Genomic DNA, 21,133 nt, shown 5'->3' with positions numbered 1-21,133 from the left:
ACGTGGAGGAGCTCGTCGTCCCCCTGCTGGCCGCCCTCGGTCTCACCCTGCTCCTCGTCGTCCTGGCCGCCGCGTTCGTCCTGCGCCGGCAGGGGCTGGCCCGGCGTCGGGCGTCCTTCGACTGCTCGCTGCGCCTGCCCGACGGCCACTGGAGTCTTGGCGTCGCTCGCTACGGCTACGACCGGCTCGAGTGGTTCCGGGTGTTCTCGTTCTCGCTGCGACCCAAGGCCACCTGGCGCCGCGGGGACCTCGTGGTGGTCGACCGCCGCCCCACCCAGGGCCCGGAGGTGACCGCGGTCGTCCCGCAGGCCGTCGTCGTCCACTGCCGCCACCGCGGGGACGACCTCGACCTGGCCATGACCGAGGACGCGTACACCGGCCTGGCCTCGTGGCTGGAGTCCGCACCGCCCGGGCAGACCGCCCGCGTGACCTGAGCGCCCGGCGGACCAGGACCTAGGTGTCCTGCCGCCGCGGCCGACGGACCGGCGCCTCCTGGCGGCCGCCGCCGGGCTGCCACAGCACGTCGCCGGCCGACCGGTTGGCGTACCGGGCGAGGATGAACAGCAGGTCGGACAGGCGGTTGAGGTACGTCGCCGTCAGCGGGTTGACGCCGCCGTGCTCGCCGGTGCCGTAGGACTCGATCGCCGCCCAGGCCGCCCGCTCGGCGCGCCGCACGACGGTGCGGGCCACGTGCAGCCCCGCCGAGGCCGGCGTCCCGCCGGGCAGGACGAACGAGCGCAGCCGCGCCAACGGCTCGTTGTAGGTGTCGCAGGCCTGCTCGAGCTCCTCCACCCACTGCTCGCGCACCCGCAGCGGGGGGTGCTCGTAGGTCGGCGCGAGCGGTGTGCACAGGTCGGCGCCGACGTCGAACAGGTCGTTCTGCACCCGGGTCAGCAGGGTGATGACGTCCTCGCCGAGGACGTCGGCCGCGTCCGGGGCGGCCAGCACGACGCCGATCGCCGAGTTGGCCTCGTCGACGTCGGCGTAGGCGACCAGCCGGGCGTCGGTCTTGCGGGTCCGGCTGAAGTCACCGAGGGCAGTCGTGCCGTCGTCGCCGGTTCGGGTGTAGATGCGGGTGAGGTTGACCATGGCGTGACACTACGACGCGCCCCCCTACGATCGCCGGTCGTGGAGCGCATCGAGGTCGCCGGCGGGGCCCGGCTGCAGGGCGAGGTCACTGTGCGCGGGGCGAAGAACAGCGTGCTCAAGCTCATGGCCGGTTGCCTGCTGGCGCCCGGGCACAGCACCCTGCTCGACGTCCCGGACATTCTCGACGTCCGGATCATGGCCGAGCTGCTGCGCCGGCTCGGGTGCACGGTCGAGCACGACACCGACGCGCACGCCGTCACCGTGGACGTGCCGGACGAGCCGGGGCACCGGGCCGACTACGAGCTGGTGCGGGCGATGCGCGCCTCCATCAGCGTGCTCGGCCCGCTCGTCGCCCGGGTCGGCCGCGTCGACGTGGCGATGCCCGGCGGCGACGCCATCGGCTCGCGCGGTCTGGACCTCCACGTCGCCGGTCTGGAGGCCCTGGGCGCGACGGTGCACGTCGACCACGGCTACCTCGTCGCGCAGGCGCCCCGTGGGCTGACCGGCGCCGAGGTGCCGCTGGCCTTCCCCTCGGTGGGGGCGACGGAGAACCTGCTCATGGCGGCCGCCCTGGCCAGGGGCACCACGGTGCTCGACAACGCGGCCCGCGAGCCGGAGGTGGTCGACCTCGCGGAGATGCTCGTCGCGATGGGCGCGCGGATCGACGGCGTCGGCACCGGTCGTCTCGTCGTCGAGGGCGTCGAGCGTCTGCACCCGGTCGAGCACCGGGTGGTCGCCGACCGGGTGGTGGCCGGCTCGTGGGCGTACGCGGCGGCGGCAACCGGCGGGGACGTGCTGGTGCGCGGCGGGCGCGCCGACCACCTGCGGCTGCCGCTGGACAAGCTGCGCGCTGCCGGTGCCGACGTCCTGGCCGACGCCGCCGGCTTCCGGGTCGTCGGGCCGCGCCGCGCGCAGGCGGTGGACGTCGCGACGCTGCCGTACCCCGGCTTCCCGACCGACCTGCAGCCGTTCGCCGTCGCGCTCGGCGCGGTGTCCCTCGGCTCCGCGGTGATCACCGAGAACCTGTTCGAGTCCCGGTTCCGGTTCGTCGACGAGGTCGCCCGGCTCGGCGCCGACGTCCGGGTGGACGGCCACCACGTGCTCGTGCGGGGACGGCCACGCCTGTCCGGGGCGCCGGTCGTGGCGACCGACATCCGCGCCGGCGCTGCCCTCGTCGTGGCCGGCCTCGTCGCCGACGGGGTGACGACCGTCGAGGGGGCCGGCCACGTGGACCGCGGGTACGAGGACCTTGTCGGGACGCTGGCGGGTCTGGGGGCCCAGGTGCGCCGGACCACCGTGGACGACGCCACCGGCCTGCTCGCTCCCTGATCCCGGTGGCCCCTGCGGCCGCCGTACCGGTCAGTCCCGGGGGCCGGGCCGGTCCCCAAGGACGGCCCGGGCCGCGTCGGCGTCCCGGGGGAAGACGAGCACCCGCGGTCCCAGGGTGGTCGGCGCCAGGGTCGCGGTGATCCCCGCCTCGGCGAGCCGGCGGCGCAGCGCCTCGGCCTCGACGAAGGTGGCGGGTTCGGCGACGGGGACGAGCAGGCCGTAGTCCTGCGGGGCACCCGCCCGGGGCGGGGACTCCACCAGCGAGTGGCCGCGGGAGAACGCCCAGCGCAGCAGCAGCGCCAGCACGGCCACCATCCCGAACGCGACGACCGGGCCGAGCAGGTAGGAGTAGCTCTCCCACGACGACACTGGTCCAGTGTGCGCCGCGGTGCCCGGCGGTGCCGCTCCTCGCCCGGTCCGGAAGTGGCCACCCTCACCACCGGTTGACCTCCCGCAACGGCGGTACCGGTCGGTAGCCTCACCGCACCTGCCAGGAGGTCGACCGATGACTGACCCGTCCCAGCCGAGCCGGCCCGAGCGCGACCGGCCGTGGGTGATGCGGACCTACGCCGGGCACTCCAGCGCCCGGGAGTCCAACGCGCTGTACCGGCGCAACCTCGAGAAGGGCCAGACCGGCCTGTCCGTCGCCTTCGACCTGCCGACCCAGACCGGTTACGACCCCGACCACGAGCTCGCCCGGGGCGAGGTCGGCAAGGTCGGTGTCCCGGTCAGCCACGTCGGTGACATGCGCGCCCTGTTCGACGGCATCCCGCTCGCCGAGATGAACACGTCGATGACCATCAACGCGACCGCGATGTGGCTGTTCGCGCTGTACCAGGTCGTCGCCGAGGAGCAGGGGGCGGCACCCGGTCAGCTGACCGGCACCACGCAGAACGACATCATCAAGGAGTACCTCTCCCGCGGGACCTACGCCTTCCCACCCGGGCCCAGCCTGCGGCTCGTCACGGACCTCATCGCGTACACCGTGGCGGAGGTCCCGCGGTGGAACCCGATCAACATCTGCAGCTACCACCTCCAGGAGGCCGGCGCGACGCCGGTGCAGGAGATCGCCTACTCGATGTGCACGGCGATCGCGGTCCTCGACGCCGTCCGGGACTCCGGCCAGGTGCCGCCGGAGCGGTTCGGGGAGGTGGTCGGCCGGATCTCGTTCTTCGTCAACGCCGGGGTCCGGTTCGTCGAGGAGATGTGCAAGATGCGCGCCTTCGTCGAGCTGTGGGACGAGCTGACCCGGGAGCGCTACGGGGTGAGCGACGAGCGCCAGCGGCGGTTTCGCTACGGCGTCCAGGTCAACTCCTTGGGCCTGACCGAGGCGCAGCCCGAGAACAACGTCCAGCGGATCGTGCTGGAGATGCTGGCGGTGACGCTGTCCAAGCGGGCCCGGGCGCGCGCCGTCCAGCTGCCGGCCTGGAACGAGGCGCTCGGCCTGCCCCGGCCGTGGGACCAGCAGTGGAGCCTGCGGATCCAGCAGGTGCTCGCCTACGAGTCCGACCTGCTGGAGTACGAGGACCTGTTCGACGGCAGCCCGGTGGTCGAGGCGAAGGTTCGCCAGATCGCGGACGGCGCGCGCGCCGAGATCGATCGCGTGCTGGCGATGGGCGGCGCCGTCGCCGCCGTCGAGTCCGGGTACATGAAGCAGGCCCTCGTCGCCTCGCACGCCGCCCGCCGGCGCCGGATCGAGACCGGGCAGGACGTCGTCGTCGGGGTCAACCGGTTCACCGGCACCGAGCCCAGCCCGCTGACCGCCGACCTGACCACGGCGATCCAGACCGTGGACCCGGGGGTCGAGGCCGCCGCAGTCGAGGCGGTGCGTCGCTGGCGCTCCGAGCGGGACGCCGACCCGGCCCGGCGGCAGGCTGCCGCCGACGCGCTGCGTCGGCTCACCGAGGAGGCGCGCCGCGACACCAACCTCGTGCCGGCGACGCTCGCGTGCGCCCGGGCCGGGGTGACGACGGGGGAGTGGTCAGGTGCGCTGCGGGAGGTGTTCGGTGAGTACCGCGCCCCGACGGGGGTGTCCGGCTCGGTCGGCACGCCGTCAGTGGCGGACGAGTCCGGGCGGGACCGGAGCGCGCCTGGTGGGGCAGGGGATTCCGCCGGCGAGCTGGCCGCGCTGCGGGAGGCCGTGCGGCGCACCGGTGAGGAGCTCGGCACCCGGCTGCGGATGCTCGTCGGCAAACCCGGACTGGACGGTCACTCCAACGGCGCCGAGCAGGTCGCCGTCCGCGCCCGGGACGCCGGCTTCGAGGTCGTCTACCAGGGCATCCGGCTCACGCCGGCGCAGATCGTCGCGGCCGCGGTCGCCGAGGACGTGCACTGCGTCGGCCTGTCGGTGCTGTCCGGCTCGCACATGGAGCTGGTGCCCCAGGTCCTGCAGGGGCTGCGGGAGCACGACCTCGGTGACGTGCCGGTCGTCGTCGGCGGGATCATCCCCGACGGCGACGCCCACCGGCTGCGCGAGGCCGGCGTCGCCGAGGTGTTCACGCCCAAGGACTTCGGGCTCAACGAGGTCCTCGGCCGGGTGGTCGCCGCGATCCGGCGGGCCTACGGCTTGCCGGAGCTCTCAGCGCACCGACAGTCAGCGCACCAGCAGTCAGCGAGCTGACACCGACCGCCCGTCGCCGTACCAGGCCCGGGCGAGGCGGTGGACCGCCTCGGTCAGCCGTTCGGGGCTCGTCGCCGTGTTGAGCCGGACGTGGCCCTGCCCGCCCGGGCCGAAGGCGAGCCCGTCGTTGACCATGACCCGGCCACGTTCCAGCGCGATGGCCGCCGGGGAGCGGGGCAGGTCAAGGGCCCGGACGTCGAGCCAGGCCAGGTAGGTCGCCTCCATCCGGCGCATCCGGACCCCCGGCAGGTGCTCGGCGACGAGGCGCTCCAGCAGGCCCCGGTTGGCGTCGAGGCGCTCGATCAGGGCGGCCAGCCACGGCCCGCCCTCGGTCCAGGCCGCCGTGTTCGCCACGGTCCCCAGCGGGGAGACACCGTGGTTGGCGACGACGGGCACCCGGCGCAGCGCGGCGTGGTCCGCGGCCGACCCGCAGACGATCTGCGCGCACTTCAGGCCCGGAACGTTGAAGGCCTTACTCGCCGACAGCACGGTCGTCGTGTGCTCCGTGGTCCCGGGCAGCGACGCGTACGGCACGTGCTGTGCCCCGGGTAGCACCAGCGGGGCGTGGATCTCGTCGGAGACCACCCGCGCCCCGTAGCGGGTGACGACGTCGCGCAGGCCGGTGAGCTCCTCCGCCGTGAACGCCCGGCCCCATGGGTTGTGCGGGTTGCACAGCAGCACGGTGCGGGCCCCCGCGGCCAGCGCGGCCGCGACCTGGTCCAGGTCGAGCGCCGCGTGCTCGGCGTCCGGGTCGAGCGGGACGGTGACGAGCTCGCGTCCGGTGAGCGGGACGACGTCGAGGAACGGCGGGTACGCCGGTGTCGGGACGACGACGGGGGCCTTCTCGCAGAGCGTCTCGAGCACGAGCCGGACTCCGGCCATGACGTCCCCGCTGAGCAGCACCCGTGCCGGGTCGACGTGCCAGCCCCACGCGGACGCGCAGTACTCCGCCGTCGCCTCGGGCAGCCCGGTGCGCTCGTCGACGGTGGGATAGCCGAATGCGCCCCGGGCCACCGCCTCGGTGACGGCCTGGTGGACGGGCGGGGCGGGGGCGAAGTCGCTCTCGGCCACCCAGGCCGGCAGCACGTCCGGCTCGGCCAGGTCCCACTTGATGCTCGCCCGGGCGCGCAGTGCGGTGTCGTCGAGGTCTTCGATCACATGGGTCATCGTGGCAGGCTGCCGCCGTGAGTGACCTGCAGTGCCCCGCCCGTTTCGTGCTCGTGCCGGACGGGACGCCGGCGTCGGTGGACCTCGGCCCCACGGACCCCTGGGCCCAGCTGGAGGCCCTGGCGGATCTGCACCGGGGTGAGACGGTCGTCGTCCGCGTCCCGGTCGGCGTCGCAGCGGCCCTGCCCGGTCTGCTCCGGGTGCCCGGGGTGGTCGAGGTCGACGCCGACGGCTGGCGGCGCGTCGGTGACGTGCCGGGGTGAGTGCCGCTCAGCACCCTGCGTGCCGTCAGTGCCCGGTGGCGGCGCGAACCTGCTCGAGCACCTCGTCGGCGCATCCCCACGACAGGGTCACCCCGGCGCCGCCGTGGCCGTAGCAGTGCACGACCGTGCCCTCGTCCGAGTGGGTCGTCTCGAGGCGAACCGCGGAGCGGGCGGGCCGCAGGCCCACCCGGTGGGCCAGCACGCGGGCGCCGCGCAGGCGCGGTTCGACCTCGGTGGCACGGGCGAGGACGGCCTGGGCCAGGTCCGGGTCCGGCACCGGGTCCCAGTCGTCCTCGACCGCGCAGCCACCGACGACGACGGTGTCCGTGCGCGGCAGCACGTACACGAGCCGGCCGTCCGGGGTCTCCTCGTCATCGACGAGCCACCGGTCCAGGCCGGGGTTCTCCAGGACGACGACCTGGCCGCGGACCGGGTGCACCAGCGGGTCGGCGGCGACCGCCCGGGCGGCCACCCCGGTCGCGTTGACGACGACACCGCGCTCGGGCAGCGCCGGCAGCGGCATCCGGGTGACGGTGCCGCCGGCCCGCTCCAGGCGGGCCTGCAGCCACGGCAGGTAGCGGCCCATGTCGACGAGCGGCAACCGCGCGGCGAGCCCGTGCCGGTAACCGGGCGCCGGGTCGGTGACCGGGTGCAGGGAGGTGAGGTCCGAGACGGCGTCGGCCCACGACGGCCGCTGCGGCGGGGTGTGGTGCAGCAGGACGCCGTCCCGGACCAGGACACCCGCCTCCTCCTCGGCGACCGCGAGCCGCAGCAGCTCCTCGAGTGTGACGCGCCCCCAGCGGGCGACGTCGGCGGCCGGCTCGGCCCGGTAGGGGAACCAGAGCGCGCCGGCCACCGCGGACGTCGTCTCCAGCGGCAGCTCGCGGGCCAGGACGTGGGCGTCGAACCCGGCCTCGGCCAGGCGGACGGCGCAGGACAGGCCGATCACTCCGGCCCCGACGACGATCACACGCTGGGTCACCGGGCCAGCATGCCCGCCGTCCGGCGGACTGTCAGCCGTCGGTGCTCAGAAGAGCCTGGACGCCACGTCGTCCACGCCGCGCAACGCGTCGTAGTCGAGCGTCACGCAGCGGATCCCGCGGTCCTGGGCGAGCACCCGTGCCTGCGGGCGGATCTCCTGCGCCGCGAGCACCCCCGTCACCGGCGCCAGCCGGGGGTCCCGGTTCAGCAGCTCGAGGTACCGGGTCAGCTGCTCCACGCCGTCGATCTCGCCGCGGCGCTTGATCTCGACCGCCACCGTCGCCCCGCGCGCGTCCCGGGCCAGGATGTCGACCGGACCGATCGCCGTCGGGTACTCCCGGCGCACGAGGGTGTACCCCTCGCCGAGGGTGGAGATCTGCTCGGCCAGCAGGCGCTGCAGGTGCGCCTCGACGCCGTCCTTGACCAGACCGGGGTCGACGCCCAGGTCGTGCTGGGAGGAGTGCAGCACCTCGTGCACGCGGACGACGAGGCGGTCCTCGCTGCGGGCCGCCTGCACCGTCCACACCTGCTCCACGCCGGCGGCGGCGTCCTCGGGCGCCGGCTCGGCGACGGTCAGCGAGCACGGCGGGCTCATCCAGTTCAGCGGCTTGTAGGAGCCGCCGTCGGAGTGCACGAGCACGCTTCCGTCCGCCTTGACGACGAGCAGCCGGGCGGCCAGCGGGAGGTGGGCGGTGAGCCGGCCCACGTAGTCCACCGAGCAGCGGGCGATGACCAGGCGCACGGCGCGGAGGCTACCGTCGTCGGGCGCGGGTGACCGAGCGCACGGTTCTGCGCCGGCCCGGCCTCTGCGAGGATGCCCGTACCCGCGGCCGGCAGCGCCGGTCCCGCCACGAGAACGCAACGCACTCCCGGAGGACGTCATGGCCCGCGAGATCAGCACGGTCGGTGTGGTCGGCCTCGGCACGATGGGGTCCGGCATCGTCGAGGTGCTGGCCCGAACCGGGCTGGCCGTCGTCGCCGTCGAGGTGGACGACGCCGCCGTGCAGGCCGGCCGCGCCCACGTCGAGCAGTCCACCGGGCGCGCCGTGCGCCGCGGCAAGCTCAGCGAGGAGGACCAGGCGGCGCTGCTCGGGCGGATCTCCTTCACCACCGCGCTGGAGGACCTCGCCGGCACCGACCTCGTCATCGAGGCGGTGCCCGAGCACCTGGACCTCAAGCGGGAGATCTTCGGCAAGCTCGACTCGATCGTGTCCGCCGACGCGATCCTCGCCACGAACACCTCGAGCCTGTCGGTCACCGAGATCTCCGTCGCCACGCACAACCCGCGCCGCGTCGTCGGCATGCACTTCTTCAACCCCGCCCCGGTGCTGCCGTTCGTCGAGGTGGTGCGGACCGTCGTCACCGAGGAGGACGTCGTCGCCGACGTCGTCGAGCTGGCCCGTCGCCTGGGCAAGGAGCCGGTCGTCGTCGGGGACAAGGCCGGCTTCATCGCCAACGCGCTGCTGTTCGGCTACCTCAACCACGCGGTGTCGATGTACGAGTCGCGGTACGCCACCCGCGAGGACATCGACGCGGCGATGCAGCTCGGCGCCGGCTACCCGATGGGCCCGCTGGCGCTGATGGACCTCATCGGCCTCGACACCGCCTACGAGATCCTGGACACGATGTACAAGCAGGGCCGTGACCGGCTGCACGCGCCGAGCCCCATCCTCAAGCAGATGGTCACCGCCGGTCTCAAGGGCCGCAAGAGCGGCCGCGGCTTCTACACCTACGCCGAGCCGGGCTCCTCCCAGGTCGTCCCCGACGAGCTCACCCCCTCGGGCGAGCCGCCGGCCGGGACGAGGCTGCGCGACGTCCGCCGGGTCGGCGTCGTGGGCTCCGGGACGATGGCGACCGGCATCGCCGAGGTGTTCGCCAAGGCCGGTCTGGACGTCGTCCTCGTCGCCCGCGGTCAGGAGAAGATCGCCGGGGTGGTCGCGGCGATGACGAAGAGCCTGGAGAAGGCCGTCCAGCGCGGCAAGCTCTCCGAGGACGAGCGGGACGCCGCCCTGGCCCGGTTCACCGGCAGCACCGACCTGGAGGACCTGCGCGACGTGGACCTCGTCGTGGAGGCCGTGGTCGAGGAGCTCAGCGTCAAGCAGGCGCTGTTCTCCAACCTCGACGAGATCTGCCGGCCCGGCGCCGTCCTGGCCACCACGACGTCCTCGCTGCCGGTGGTCGAGTGCGCGGCGGCCACCGAGCGTCCGCGCGACGTCATCGGCATGCACTTCTTCAACCCCGCCCCGGTGATGCGGCTCGTCGAGGTCGTCCACACCGTCTCCACCGCGGACGACGTCACCGCCACCGTCGTGGACCTGTGCCGCCGGATCGGCAAGCACCCGGTGACCTGCGGCGACCGCGCCGGGTTCATCGTCAACGCCCTGCTGTTCCCCTACCTCAACGACGCGGTGAAGATGCTCCAGGCGCACTACGCCAGCGCCGACGACATCGACCTGGCGATGAAGAAGGGCACCGGCTACCCGATGGGTCCCTTCGAGGTCCTCGACGTCGTCGGACTCGACGTGGCCCTCGCGATCGAGCGGCAGCTGTACCTGGAGTTCCGCGAACCGGGCTTCGCCCCCTCACCGCTGCTCGAGCAGCTCGTCATGGCCGGCTACCTCGGCCGCAAGACCGGTCGCGGCTTCCGCACCTACGCCTGACGCGGGACGGTCAGTCCCGTCATCGCCCTGCGTCACAATCGGTGCGTGCCCCGCAGCAACCGCCCCCGTCGCGGCGGCCGGCGCGCGCCCGCGGCCCGGCCCGCCCCGCTCGACGTCGAGCGGGCGCTCGGATCGGCGCCCCGCCGCCAGGGCGGGGACGGCCGGGAGTGGTTCGTCCGGCCGGTCAGCGGCGCCGGGTCGACGAAGACCTACCGGTGCCCCGGGTGCGACCAGGAGATCCCGCCGGGGGTGGCGCACCTCGTCGTCTGGCCCGCCGACGACCTGCTCGGTGAGGACAGCGCCGTCGCCGACCGCCGGCACTGGCACCGGCCCTGCTGGCAGGCCCGGTCCCGGCGGCGCCCCCGGCGCTGAGCACGACCGGAGCCAGGCGTCGGTAGGCTGCCGCAGCGATGAGCGAACCCATCCGGATCCGGTCGAACACCGTCCTGCCCGCCCGCCGGGAGGACATCGAATTGCACACCGCCGACGGGCTGACGCTCGTCGGCGAGCTGGCCCTGCCGCTGGACCGGGACCCCGTGGCCACCCTCATCACGCTGCACCCGCTGCCCACCCACGGTGGGTTCATGGACAGCCACGTCTTCCGCAAGGCCGCCTGGCGGCTCCCGGCGCTGGCCGACCTCGCCGTCCTGCGGTTCAACCTGCGGGGAGTCAGCAGTCCTCGGGGGACGAGCGAGGGGCACTTCGAGGGCGGGGACGGCGAGCGTTTCGACGTGGCGGCGGCGATCGAGTACGCGGAGTTCCACGACCTGCCGCGGCGCTGGCTCGTCGGCTGGTCGTTCGGCACCGACCTCGCCCTGCGGCACGGCTGCGACCCGTCCGTCGAGGGTGCCATCCTGCTCTCGCCGCCCCTGCGGTACTCCGGCCCGGAGGACCTGCGACGGTGGGCCGACTCGGGCAAGCCGGTGCTCGCCCTCGTCCCCGAGCACGACGACTTCCTGCCGCCGGGGCCCGCCCGGAAGGGCTTCGCCCCGCTGACCCAGGCCGAGGTCGTCGTGGTCGAGAACGCCCGGCACCTGTGGGTGGGGGAGGCGCAGGTGCGCCGGGTGCTCGACGAGATCGTCGCCCGGGTCAACCCCGCGGCGTCGCCGTTGCCGACGACGTGGGCGGGCGACTACGAGATCGTGGACGACCTCAGGCCCGGTTCTGCTGCGGGATGACGACCTCTTCGACGATGAGCAGCAGCCCGGCCGCCAGCGGGATCGCGATGAGGGCGCCGACGATCCCCAGCAGGCTGCCGCCGGCGAGCGCCGCGACGAGGATCACCCCGCCCGGTGCGGAGACGGTGCGGGCCATCACCCGTGGCGCCAGGACGTAGTTCTCGAACTGCTGGTAGGCGATGTAGTAGGCGGTCAGGATCAGCGCCGACGTCAGGGACGTGAACAGCGCCGCGATGACGACGATGACGGCGCCGAGCGTCGCTCCGACGAGAGGGACGACGCCGAGCACGCCGACAGCGAAGGCGAGGGCCTCGGCGTAGGGGATGCCCAACACCGTCAGGACGATCCAGCTGAGCAGCCCGTTGATGGCGGCCAGCAGCAGCTGACCGCCGACGAACCCGCCGATGCGGCGGGTGATCTCGTCGCCGAGCAGCTGGACGCGGCGGCGTCGCGACGCCGGTACGAGGGCGTAGGTCATGGACTTCATGCCGTTGAGCGAGGCAAGGAAGTACAACGTCAGCACGAGCACGGTGACCGTGCTGAACACCCCCGACACCACGGCCTGGCCGGCTCCGAAGATGCCGCCGAAGATGGTCGTCACCGTCTGCCCGCTGGCCAGCACCGACTCCAGCTCGGTGAGCACGCGGTCGGTGACGCCGTACTCCTGGTCGAGCTCGTTGACCCACTCCGAGCGCTGGAGGTACTGCGAGACCTGCTCGACGTACTGCGGGGCGGACGCGGCGATCTCGGCCGCCTGGTTGACCACCGGCGGGATGACGGAGGAGATGAACGCGGTGAACACGGCCAGCAGGCCGACGAACACGAGCGCGATCGCCGCCCCGCGCGGCACCCCACGGTTCTGCATCCCCGCGACGACGGGGTCCAGGCCGAGGGCGAGGAACAGGGAGATCACGACGAGCGTCAGCACCGAGGACATCGCGCCGAGCAGGTTGACCAGACCCCACGCGACGAGGACGCCGATGGCGCCGACGAAGCCGACGTAGAACGGGTGGCCGCGGTTGATCGGCTCGCCGGGTGGTCCGAAGCGGCCCCGCCGACGCTCCGGCCGGCCGGTGTCCGGGCCCAGGGTGGGGGGGCCGTCCGAGGTCGCGGCCGCGGCGTCCGGGTCGTCGCCAGCGATGCCCGGGGAACGTGTGTCCGCGTCGGCCGGCTCCCCACCGGCGTCGTCCGGCGGGGGGTTGAGCAGGGCGTCGAGCGTCGGCACCCCGGTCACCGCCTGTCTGCGGGCGGCGCGCGGGGGACGGGGGTAGCCCGTGGGACGCGGCCGCGCCGGGACGGCGGCCCGCAGCCGGCGGACGCGCTCGCGCCAGCGCCGCACCCGGCCGCCGCCGTCCTCGTTCACGAGCGTGACCCTAGCGACCGCGGGGCGTGCGGCGGCGTCGGCGCGTCACACGTTGCGGAACCGGTTGATCTCCTGCTCGTGGCGGGCGCGTAGCTCCGGGTCCCGGACACCCAGACCCTCCTGTGGCGCGAGGGCCAGCACGCCCACCTTGCCCTGGTGCAGGTTGCGGTGGACGTCGTAGGTCGCCTGCCCGGTCTGCTCGAGGGGGTAGCTCCGGCTCAGCGTCGGGTGGATGAGCCCGCGGGCGATGAGGTCGTTGGCCTCCCACGCCTCGCGGTAGTTGGCGAAGTGGGAGCCGACGATCCGCTTGAGGTTCATCCACAGGTAGCGGTTGTCGTACTCGTGCCAGAACCCGGACGTCGAGGCGCACGTGACGATGGTGCCGCCGCGGCGGGCGACGTAGACACTTGCCCCGAACGTCTCCCGGCCCGGGTGCTCGAAGACGATGTCGACGTCCCGGCCACCGGTGAGCTCCCGGATCCGGGTGCCGAAGCGCTTCCACTCCCGCGGGTCCTGGGTGGTCTCGTCCTTCCAGAACCGGAACTCCTCGGCCTTGCGGTCGATGACGAGGTCGGCGCCCATCGCCCGGCAGATGTCGGCCTTCTCAGCGCTGGAGACCACGCACACCGGGGTGGCGCCGGCGGCCAGCGCCAGCTGGGTGGCGTACGAGCCGAGACCGCCGGAGGCACCCCAGATCAGGACGGTGTCGCCGAGCTTGAGGCCGGCGCCGTTGCGGGAGATCAGCTGGCGGTAGGCGGTGGAGTTCACCAGGCCCGGGCTCGCGGCCTCCTCCCAGGTCAGGTGGGCCGGCTTGGGCATGAGCTGGTTCGCCTTGACGAGCGCGAGCTCGGCCAGGCCGCCGAAGTTCGTCTCGAAGCCCCAGATCCGCTGCTCGGGGTCCATCATCGTGTCGTTGTGGCCCTCGGGGCGCTCGAGCTCGACCGACAGGCAGTGCGCGACGACCTCGTCGCCGGGCTTCCAGGCGTGCACCCCCGGGCCGGTGCGCAGCACGACCCCGGCCAGGTCGGAGCCGATGACGTGGTAGGGCAGGTCGTGCCGCTTGGCCAGCGGCGAGGTGCGTCCGTAGCGCTCGAGGAAGCCGAACGTCGACACCGGCTCGAAGATCGACGTCCACACGGTGTTGTAGTTGATCGCGCTGGCCATGACGGCGACCAGGGCCTCGCCGGGGCCGAGCTCGGGGGTCGGGACGTCCTCGACGTGCAGCGAGCGGCGCGGGTCCTTCTCCTGCGCCGGCAGGCCGGCGAACATGTCGACCTCGTCCTTGTGCACGGTGACCGCGCGGTAGTGGTCGGGGACGTCGAGGGCGGCGTAGTCCTCGCTCGTCGCGGTACCGGACAGGATGGCGTCGAGGATGTGCTGCACGGCGGGCTCCCTGACTGTGTCGGCGTCGTGGTGACCGGAGGCTACTGACGCGTAGCCCCCACCGCGAGGGGCTCGCACCGGTGACGTAGGTCTCTCCCGGTACGCCCCCCACCACCCCCACCCCCTCGTGATCATGCAATCCCGCCACCCCACCCCTCGTGATCATGCAATCCCGCCACCCTGGCCCGCTCGCAGAATGCTGGGTTGGTGGCGCAACACGCCGGTGAACGGGTGCGGAATCCAGCATTCTGTGCGAGACGGCGCAGGCCGCGGTGATCAGGAGGCGTCATCGCGTTATCCACAGGGGGACTCCCGCGGACCGGTGATTCGCCCTACTCTGCCGCCTCGGGGTTGCGGAGAGCGACGAACGGGGAAGTCGTGGACGCGGTGGCGATCGTCGAGGACGAGGTGCGCGAGCTCGTCCGCCGGCGCGGGCTCGACCCGCTACGGGACCCGGTGGCCATGCGCCGGCTCGTCGAGGACGCCGTGGCCGACTACGACGAGCGGTCCTTGACCGGTCACCTGCCGCCGCTGCCGCAGGACGTCGTGCGGTCTGTCCTGGACTCTGTCGCCGGTTTCGGGCCGTTGCAGCGCTACCTGGACGACCCGCAGGTCGAGGAGCTGTGGATCAACGAGCCGGGCAAGGTGTTCGTCGCTCGCAACGGCCAGCCGGAGCTCACCACGACGATCCTGCGACCCGACCAGGTGCGCGACCTGGTGGAGCGGATGCTCAAGACGTCCGGCCGGCGGGTCGACCTCAGCACGCCGTTCGTCGACGCCATGCTGCCGGACGGCAGCCGCCTGCACGTCGTCATCCCCGACGTCACCCGTGAGCACTGGGCCGTCAACATCCGCAAGTTCGTCGTCCGAGCCTCCCGGCTCGACGAGCTGGTAGGGCTGGGCACGCTCACTGCGCATGCCGCGGAGTTCCTGGACGCCGCCGTCGCCGCCGGGCTGAACATCCTCGTCTCCGGGGGCACCCAGGCGGGTAAGACGACGATGCTCAACTGCCTCGCCGCCTCCGTCCCACCGCGCGAGCGGGTGATCACGTGCGAGGAGGTGTTCGAGCTCAAGGTGCCCCTGCGGGACGTCGTCGGGATGCAGTGCCGTCAGGCCAGCCTGGAGGGGACCGGAGAGATCCCGCTGCGCCGGCTCGTGAAGGAGGCCCTGCGCATGCGCCCGAACCGGATCATCGTGGGGGAGGTCCGTCAGGCAGAGAGCCTGGATCTGCTCATCGCTCTCAACAGTGGGCTGCCCGGCATGGCCTCTGTCCACGCCAACTCTGCCCGTGAGGCCATCACGAAGATGTGCACCCTGCCCTTGCTGGCCGGCGAGAACGTCTCCTCGCGGTTCGTCGTGCCGACCGTCGCGTCGTCCATCGACCTCGTCGTGCACGTGACGATGGAGCCGGACGGTCGGCGCGTGGTGCGTGAGATCGTCGCCGTGCCAGGCAGGACCGAGGACGACGTCGTCGAGACGGCAGACCTCTTCGTCACCCGGGAGGGGCGTCTTGTTCGGGCGCAAGGGTTTCCGCCGCACGAGGACCGGTTCCTCCGTGCCGGCGTCGACCTCGCCCGGCTGCTGGCGCCCCGGTCGGGGGTGTGAACGGTGGCCCTCGTCGTGGGACTGCTGCTGGGAGCAGGTGTGTTCAGCATCTGGTGGTCGTTCTGGCCGCAGACCGGGACGAGCGCTCGCCGGCAACGGTGGCGGGACCGCGTCCATGACGCCTTGGCGCAGGCAGGTCTCGGCGCCGTGTCCATCCGGGTGGTGCTCGCGACCTGCCTGGCGACCGCAGGAGCCACCGGTCTGGCCGTGCTCGCCGTGTCTCAGTCCCCGCCGATCGCCGCGTGCTTCGCGGTCATCGCGGGGTGGGCTCCGATCGCCCTCGTCCGGATGCGGGCCCGCCAGCGTCGGGAGCAGCTGCGTGACCTGTGGCCCGAAGTCGTCGACCACCTCTCATCAGGGATCCGCGCCGGCCTGTCCCTGCCGGAGGCGCTCTCCCAGTTGGCCTACCGCGGCCCGGAGGAGCTGCGCCCGGCATTCGGTGAGTTCGCCGAGGACTACCGCGCCTCCGGACGATTCATCGACAGTCTGGCCAGGCTCAAGGACCGCCTGGCGGACCCGGTGGCCGACCGGCTGATCGAAGCGCTGCGCCTCACGCGTGAGGTCGGCGGGTCCGACCTGGGCCGGTTGCTCCGGACCCTGTCGGCGTTCCTGCGCGAGGACGCCCGCACCCGCGCCGAGCTCGAGGCCCGGCAGAGCTGGACCGTCAACGCCGCCCGGCTCGCCGTGGCCGCGCCCTGGATCGTCCTCGCGCTGCTCGCGACCCGCCCCGAGGCCGTCGCCGCCTACAACCGTCCCGCCGGCGTCCTCGTCCTGGCCACGGGTGCCGCCGTCTCCGTGGTCGCCTACCGGCTCATGGTGCGGCTCGGCCGGCTGCCGGAGGAGGAGCGGGTGCTGCGGTGAGCGCGACGTCCTGGCTGTCCACGCCCGTCGGTGGCGCCGTCCTCGGACTGGTCGGCGGTCTCGGCCTGTGGCTCGTGGTCGTCCGGCTGCCTGCGCTGCGCAAGCCGTCCCTGGACGACCGGCTCGCGCCGTACCTGCGGGAAGTAGCCCCTCCGTCCCGGCTCCTGGGCCGCAGTGCGCCCAGCACTCCGGTGGCGGTGCTCGAGCGGCTCCTCGGCCCGGTGCTGGCGGACGTGGTTCGGGGCATCGAACGCCTCACCGGGGGGCCGGCGTCGGTCCGCCGCCGGTTGGACCAGCTCGGCGGCGGCCGTACCGTCGAGAGCTTCCGTGCCGAGCAGGTGCTCTGGGGTGTCGCCGGTGCGGCCGCCGGCGTACTCCTCGCGGTGGCGCTCGCCGCCCGCGGTGGCGTGTCCCTGCTGCTCCTCGTCGCGCTGGTCGTGATCGCCGCAACGGGAGGCGTCCTCGCCAGGGACTACGTCCTCACCCGTCAGGTCCGCGCCAGGGAGCAGCGGATGATGGCCGAGTTCCCGACCGTGGCCGAGCTCCTCGCCCTGTCCGTCGGTGCCGGCGAAGGTGCCGTGGGGGCCCTGGAGCGCGTAGCGCGAACCTGTGCCGGCGAGCTGTCGGCGGAGCTGCGTCGCACTCTGGCCGACGCGCGGGCTGGCGCGTCGCTGGTCCAGGCGCTCGAGGGCCTGGCCCATCGGACGACCCTGCCGAGCCTGGCGCGCTTCGTCGACGGCGTCGTGGTGGCCGTCGAGCGCGGCACCCCACTGGCCGACGTCCTGCGGGCGCAGGCCCAGGACGTCCGCGAGCAGGGACGCCGCGAGCTCATGGAGGCCGGCGGCAAGAAGGAGATCGCGATGATGGTCCCGGTCGTCTTTCTCGTGCTGCCGGTGACCGTCCTGTTCGCCATCTACCCCGGTCTGGCCGTGCTGTCCCTTGATCTGTGACCCCTGAGGAACGCAGTACCCGCCACCTCATCATCGAGAGGATCCGAGATGACCATCCGACTCCTGCAACGAGTCCGCGCCGTTCGCGCCGCCGGCCTCGACGGCGACCGTGGCGACGTGCCCGGCTGGGTGCTCGTCACCCTGATGACCGCCGGGCTCGTGATCGGAATCTGGGCAGTCGCCGGTGACGCCCTGGAGCAGGTGTTCACCGAGGCGATGAACCGGGTCCTCGGCTTCTGAGCACGCCGCGACGGGACGATGGCCGTGAACGTGACGCAGCACCAGCGTGGCGACGGAGGGTCGGCAGTCGTCGACTTCGTGCTCGTCGGCGCCTTCGTCACGCTCGTGTTCGTCGCCGTCATCCAGCTCGCCGCCGTCCAGCACGTGCGGAACACGCTCATCGACTGCGCCGCGGAAGGTGCCCGGTTCGGAGCACTGGCCGACCGGACGCCGGAGCAGGGGGCCGAGCGCACCCGGGAGCTCATCGCCGTGTCGCTGTCGGACCGCTACGCCGAGGACGTGGTGGCCGGGTACCGGGAGGTGATGGGGCTTCCGACCGTGGAGGTGACGGTCCGCGCACCGTTGCCGGTAATCGGTCTGCTCGGCCCGTCAGGGGTCATGTCGGTGAGCGGGCACGGCGTCCGGGAGGACGGGTGAGCGGTCGCCAACCGACGGGACGGCCCCGTCCGTGGTGCGGCCGGCGGGTAGCCCACGGGGACGCCGGGAGTGCGGTGGTCGAGTTCGTCACCCTGGGCGTGCTGCTGCTCGTGCCCGTCGTCTACCTCGTGGTCACCCTGGGCCGGGTCCAGGCCGGGGCCTTCGCGGTCGAGGGCGCCGCCCGCGAGGCCGCCCGCGCGTTCGCGACCGCCACCGACGAGGCCAGCGGCGCCGGCCGGGCGCACGCGGCCGTGCTGCTGGCGCTGACCGACCAGGGGTTCACCGACGTCGATCCGGACGCCGCCCTGGACGTCGCGTGCGAGCTGGACCCGTGCCACCAGCCGGAGGGCCGGGTCACGGTGACGGTGACCTTCGACGTCGTCCTGCCCGGTGTGCCGCGGTTCGTCGACGCGGTCGTGCCGACCCGGGTGCCGGTCTCGGCCGACGCGGTGGCCGTCGTGGACCGGTTTCGCGGATGAGGCGGCCCGCCGGGGACGACGGCCAGGTCCTCCTGCTCATCCTCGTCTACGCGCTCATCGCCCTCGCCCTGGTCACGGTCGTCGCCAGTGCCTCGGCCGTGCACCTGGAACGCAAACGGCTGCTCGCGGTCGCGGACGCCGCCGCCGCCGACGCGGCGGACGCCGTCGACCTCGACGCCTTCTACACCGGCGGGACGAGCCCGCAGTCCGGTGTCCCGCTGACCGACGCGTCGGTGCGCGCCAGCGTCCAGGACTACCTCACCCTCCTCGAGGCGCCGGCCCGGTTCGAGGACCTGGCGGTCGCGCCGGGCACCGGCACCCCGGACGGGCGCACCGCCCAGGTGACGCTGACGGCCCGGGCCCGCCCGCCGCTGCTGAGCAGTGTCATCGCGGCCTTCTCCGACGGCGTCCCGCTCACGGTCACCTCCCGGGCCCGCACCGACCTCGGCGGCTGACGTCGAGCTGCGGTGTGCCCATTGCCAGCGGGTGATCTGTCCGTGTCCGTTGTTCTCGCGGCCTCGCGGTCGAAGTGGAGGACCCTGTGGCCGACTACGACGAGCGGTCCTTGACCGGTCACTTGCCGCCGCTGCCGCAGGACGTCGTGCGGTCTGTCCTGGACTCTGTCGCCGGTTTCGGGCCGTTGCAGCGCTACCTGGACGACCCGCAGGTCGAGGAGCTGTGGATCAACGAGCCGGGCAAGGTGTTCGTCGCTCGCAACGGCCAGCCGGAGCTCACCACGACGATCCTGCGGCCCGACCAGGTCCGCGACCTGGTGGAGCGGATGCTCAAGATGTCGGGCCGGCGGGTCGACCTGAGCCCTGATCCACCGCGCTGATTCGGCTTGGGTGGTTTCGGTGGCCTGATGAGGTCGGTCGGTGTCGTGGGCGTGGCTGGTCCGCCGGCCTGTGCCGGCTCTTCCACGTCGGGTTCCTCGAGTCGCGCCCTGCTGGGGCTGGATGGTCAGGTCGTTGCCAGGGTGGGTGGGCCGGTCGCGGCCGTCCACAGCGACTCCCATCCGGGTGCCCAGGGCCAGTCGCGGGGCAGGTGGAGGTCGAGCCTGCGGGCGGTGGTGGCGATCCTGGCGGGGACGGCGATGATCTTGGTGCGCAGGCTGGCCCATCTGGCCTTGGCCATGTCTGCTGCGACGGCGGTGGCGCGGGCCAGGTTGAACGCGATCACTGCCAGGGCGACCCAGGCGGCGTTCGCCGCGTATCGTCCGCTGGGCAGGTGGGCCAGGGCGTTGTCTTTGAGCTCGGCGATGACCTGCTCGACGATCGCGTGGTCGCGGTGACGTTCGTCGGCCTCGATGGTCGAGAACGTGCTGTTGGTGATGAAGGCGTGGTGGCGGTAGGTGGCGAACAGCTCGCCCTGCTCGGTCCCATCGCAGGCGAACGGCTGGAGGCGTTTCACGCGGCGGACGATGAGCCGGCAGGTGACGTGCTCGCCCCTGCGGCGGGAGGTGAACGCGGTGAACGGGATCTCGGCGACCTCGGCGTGGGAGACCCCCGCTGCTCGGCCTCGTCGTAGATCGCGTCCGGGTACTCGATCGGCTGCCACGCGTCGGCGGGGATGCTGGCGATCGCTGCGGTGACGGTCTTGGTCATCCGGGCGGTGACCGAGAACCACGCCTGGTGCCTGATCGCGGTGCCGACGAACGCCCACCCGTAGTAGGCCGAGTCCGCCCGGGCCAGGATCCGGCCCCTCACGCCAGCGGCGCGGGCGGTGGTGATCCCCTGGGCCAGCAGCCGGCCCGCGCCCGTGGCCGAGGCGGTGTTCCCCGACCGGAGCCTCGCGCCGGCGATCACCGGCGCGGCCAGCGGGGTCGAGACCGTGGCGAGCTGGATGTTCAGGCCACGCTGCTTGGTGTACCCGAACGCGGCGCCCTGCTTGGCGTAGCCGTGGACCTCCCGCACGGTGTCATCGACATCGACCGTGGCGATCCCGCCGGTGTCCGCGCCGGCCAGCAGGCCCGGGACCCGCACCGCCAGGCCCGCCACCAGCCTGGCGTTGACCTTGTCGAGCTGCTGGACGTGCCCGTGGGTGAACGACCGCAGGAACGTGCCCAGCGTGGAGGGCGCGCGGACCCCACCGAACACCTTCGTCATCCCGCCGTGCCGCAGCAGGTCCATGTCATCGATGCAGTCCGCGCCGGCCAGCATCCCGGCCACCACGCACGCCGCCTTCACCGCAGCGTTCGGCGAAGGCACCGTCACCTCCTCCAGGAGGTCGTACAGGCCGGCGGTCTCGGCCAGCCGCAACGCAGGGACCAGGCCCGCCGACGACACCAGGTTCGGGTCATCGAAGACCGGCCGGATCGTGTGAGAAGGTTTCACTTGCGAGGTGCTCCTCTTGAGCGGTTGGACGTAGACGTCGCAATCCACATCCTCCCAGCTCAAGAGGGCATTCTCGCCCTACGCCACGCTCACACCGCCGAACCCGGTCGGTGGATCAGGGCTGAGTACGCCGTTCGTCGACGCCATGCTGCCGGACGGCAGCCGTAGGTGGTTGATCTGGGTCACCTCGTCGGCTCGGAACGCCGGCGTGACGT

21 protein-coding genes and 2 pseudogenes are annotated in these 21,133 nt (G+C 73.1%); 15 read left to right on the top strand and 8 right to left on the bottom strand.

All coding sequences use genetic code 11. The annotated features are described in order from the left end of the window. Positions 1-2: 2 nt before the first annotated feature. Positions 3-434 carry a DUF2550 domain-containing protein gene (locus HJG43_10780; protein UER54943.1) on the top strand — a complete coding sequence of 144 codons (432 nt, stop codon included), beginning with the start codon at positions 3-5 and terminating at the stop codon, positions 432-434. Positions 435-453: 19 nt separating this feature from the next. Here HJG43_10780 and HJG43_10775 read toward each other — a convergent pair whose 3' ends face one another. Beyond that, positions 454-1,089 (bottom strand): cob(I)yrinic acid a,c-diamide adenosyltransferase, encoded by a 636-nt coding sequence (locus HJG43_10775; GenBank protein UER54942.1) that lies wholly within the window; start codon positions 1,087-1,089, stop codon positions 454-456. A 39-nt stretch (positions 1,090-1,128) separates the two neighbouring features. On the opposite strand from HJG43_10775, the gene murA reads away from it, so the two are divergent. Then, positions 1,129-2,418, top strand: coding sequence for a UDP-N-acetylglucosamine 1-carboxyvinyltransferase (gene murA, locus HJG43_10770; protein UER54941.1), 1,290 nt, complete (start codon positions 1,129-1,131; stop codon positions 2,416-2,418). A gap of 30 nt (positions 2,419-2,448) precedes the next feature. Here the strand turns inward: murA and HJG43_10765 are convergent, their stop codons facing one another. Beyond that, entirely contained in the window at positions 2,449-2,733 is a 285-nt protein-coding gene (locus HJG43_10765; GenBank protein ID UER55900.1) for a hypothetical protein, read from the bottom strand. Positions 2,734-2,923: 190 nt separating this feature from the next. Here HJG43_10765 and HJG43_10760 point away from each other — a divergent pair, with 190 nt between their 5' ends. Next, entirely contained in the window at positions 2,924-5,038 is a 2,115-nt protein-coding gene (locus HJG43_10760) for a protein meaA (GenBank protein UER54940.1), read from the top strand. Here the strand turns inward: HJG43_10760 and HJG43_10755 are convergent. After that, complete coding sequence (locus tag HJG43_10755) at positions 5,027-6,205, bottom strand: aminotransferase class I/II-fold pyridoxal phosphate-dependent enzyme (protein ID UER54939.1); 1,179 nt, start codon at positions 6,203-6,205, stop codon at positions 5,027-5,029. The two genes, HJG43_10760 and HJG43_10755, sit on opposite strands and share 12 nt — an antisense overlap. A 17-nt stretch (positions 6,206-6,222) precedes the next feature. Here HJG43_10755 and HJG43_10750 point away from each other — a divergent pair, with 17 nt between their 5' ends. Beyond that, positions 6,223-6,468, top strand: a complete 246-nt coding sequence (locus tag HJG43_10750; GenBank protein UER54938.1) for a hypothetical protein — start codon at positions 6,223-6,225, stop codon at positions 6,466-6,468. A 25-nt stretch (positions 6,469-6,493) separates the two neighbouring features. Here HJG43_10750 and HJG43_10745 read toward each other — a convergent pair whose 3' ends face one another. Further along, a complete protein-coding gene (locus HJG43_10745) occupies positions 6,494-7,450 on the bottom strand; it encodes an FAD-dependent oxidoreductase (protein UER54937.1) in 957 nt (318 codons plus the stop codon). Between the two features lie 45 nt (positions 7,451-7,495). After that, positions 7,496-8,191 (bottom strand): endonuclease NucS, encoded by a 696-nt coding sequence (gene nucS / locus HJG43_10740; protein UER54936.1) that lies wholly within the window; start codon positions 8,189-8,191, stop codon positions 7,496-7,498. 139 nt (positions 8,192-8,330) lie between these two features. On the opposite strand from nucS, the gene HJG43_10735 reads away from it, so the two are divergent. The 3 genes from HJG43_10735 to HJG43_10725 are packed head-to-tail and all read left to right on the top strand — an operon-like array spanning position 8,331 to position 11,287. Beyond that, the gene (locus HJG43_10735; GenBank protein UER54935.1) at positions 8,331-10,109 is read left to right on the top strand and encodes a 3-hydroxyacyl-CoA dehydrogenase family protein; all 1,779 of its coding nucleotides are present in this window, start codon (positions 8,331-8,333) and stop codon (positions 10,107-10,109) included. 45 nt (positions 10,110-10,154) lie between these two features. Then, positions 10,155-10,481 carry a hypothetical protein gene (locus HJG43_10730; GenBank protein UER54934.1) on the top strand — a complete coding sequence of 109 codons (327 nt, stop codon included), beginning with the start codon at positions 10,155-10,157 and terminating at the stop codon, positions 10,479-10,481. Positions 10,482-10,519: 38 nt separating this feature from the next. Next, positions 10,520-11,287 (top strand): alpha/beta fold hydrolase, encoded by a 768-nt coding sequence (locus tag HJG43_10725; protein UER54933.1) that lies wholly within the window; start codon positions 10,520-10,522, stop codon positions 11,285-11,287. Here HJG43_10725 and HJG43_10720 read toward each other — a convergent pair. Further along, positions 11,262-12,224: an AI-2E family transporter gene (locus HJG43_10720; protein ID UER55899.1), complete on the bottom strand. Its 963-nt coding sequence runs from the start codon at positions 12,222-12,224 to the stop codon at positions 11,262-11,264. The two genes, HJG43_10725 and HJG43_10720, sit on opposite strands and share 26 nt — an antisense overlap. A gap of 471 nt (positions 12,225-12,695) precedes the next feature. Next, positions 12,696-14,033, bottom strand: coding sequence for a crotonyl-CoA carboxylase/reductase (gene ccrA, locus HJG43_10715; protein ID UER54932.1), 1,338 nt, complete (start codon positions 14,031-14,033; stop codon positions 12,696-12,698). 378 nt (positions 14,034-14,411) lie between these two features. Here ccrA and HJG43_10710 point away from each other — a divergent pair, with 378 nt between their 5' ends. From HJG43_10710 to HJG43_10675, 8 genes and pseudogenes are all read left to right on the top strand, one after another. After that, the gene (locus tag HJG43_10710; GenBank protein ID UER54931.1) at positions 14,412-15,638 is read left to right on the top strand and encodes a CpaF family protein; all 1,227 of its coding nucleotides are present in this window, start codon (positions 14,412-14,414) and stop codon (positions 15,636-15,638) included. A gap of 3 nt (positions 15,639-15,641) precedes the next feature. After that, complete coding sequence (locus tag HJG43_10705) at positions 15,642-16,499, top strand: type II secretion system protein F (protein ID UER54930.1); 858 nt, start codon at positions 15,642-15,644, stop codon at positions 16,497-16,499. Between the two features lie 14 nt (positions 16,500-16,513). Beyond that, positions 16,514-17,449, top strand: a complete 936-nt coding sequence (locus HJG43_10700; GenBank protein UER55898.1) for a pilus assembly protein TadB — start codon at positions 16,514-16,516, stop codon at positions 17,447-17,449. Between the two features lie 48 nt (positions 17,450-17,497). After that, the gene (locus tag HJG43_10695; GenBank protein ID UER54929.1) at positions 17,498-17,689 is read left to right on the top strand and encodes a hypothetical protein; all 192 of its coding nucleotides are present in this window, start codon (positions 17,498-17,500) and stop codon (positions 17,687-17,689) included. An 18-nt stretch (positions 17,690-17,707) separates the two neighbouring features. Next, on the top strand, positions 17,708-18,106 hold the full coding sequence (locus HJG43_10690) for a pilus assembly protein (GenBank protein ID UER54928.1): 399 nt from the start codon (positions 17,708-17,710) through the stop codon (positions 18,104-18,106). Between the two features lie 74 nt (positions 18,107-18,180). Then, complete coding sequence (locus HJG43_10685) at positions 18,181-18,585, top strand: pilus assembly protein (protein ID UER54927.1); 405 nt, start codon at positions 18,181-18,183, stop codon at positions 18,583-18,585. After that, on the top strand, positions 18,582-19,040 hold the full coding sequence (locus HJG43_10680) for a hypothetical protein (protein UER54926.1): 459 nt from the start codon (positions 18,582-18,584) through the stop codon (positions 19,038-19,040). Before HJG43_10685 ends, HJG43_10680 begins: the two co-directional genes overlap by 4 nt. Before the next feature lie 74 nt (positions 19,041-19,114). Further along, a pseudogene (locus HJG43_10675) lies at positions 19,115-19,402 on the top strand (CpaF family protein). Between the two features lie 143 nt (positions 19,403-19,545). On the opposite strand, the pseudogene HJG43_10670 reads toward HJG43_10675, so the two are convergent. Beyond that, positions 19,546-20,918 (bottom strand): annotated as a pseudogene (locus tag HJG43_10670) (IS1380 family transposase). Positions 20,919-21,133 lie beyond the last annotated feature (215 nt).

Source organism: Kineosporiaceae bacterium SCSIO 59966 (assembly GCA_020881835.1).
In the GTDB taxonomy this organism is placed as follows: domain Bacteria; phylum Actinomycetota; class Actinomycetes; order Actinomycetales; family SCSIO-59966; genus SCSIO-59966.
Note: the sequence above shows the minus strand (reverse complement) of the source record. Positions and strands in the feature narration are given on the sequence as shown.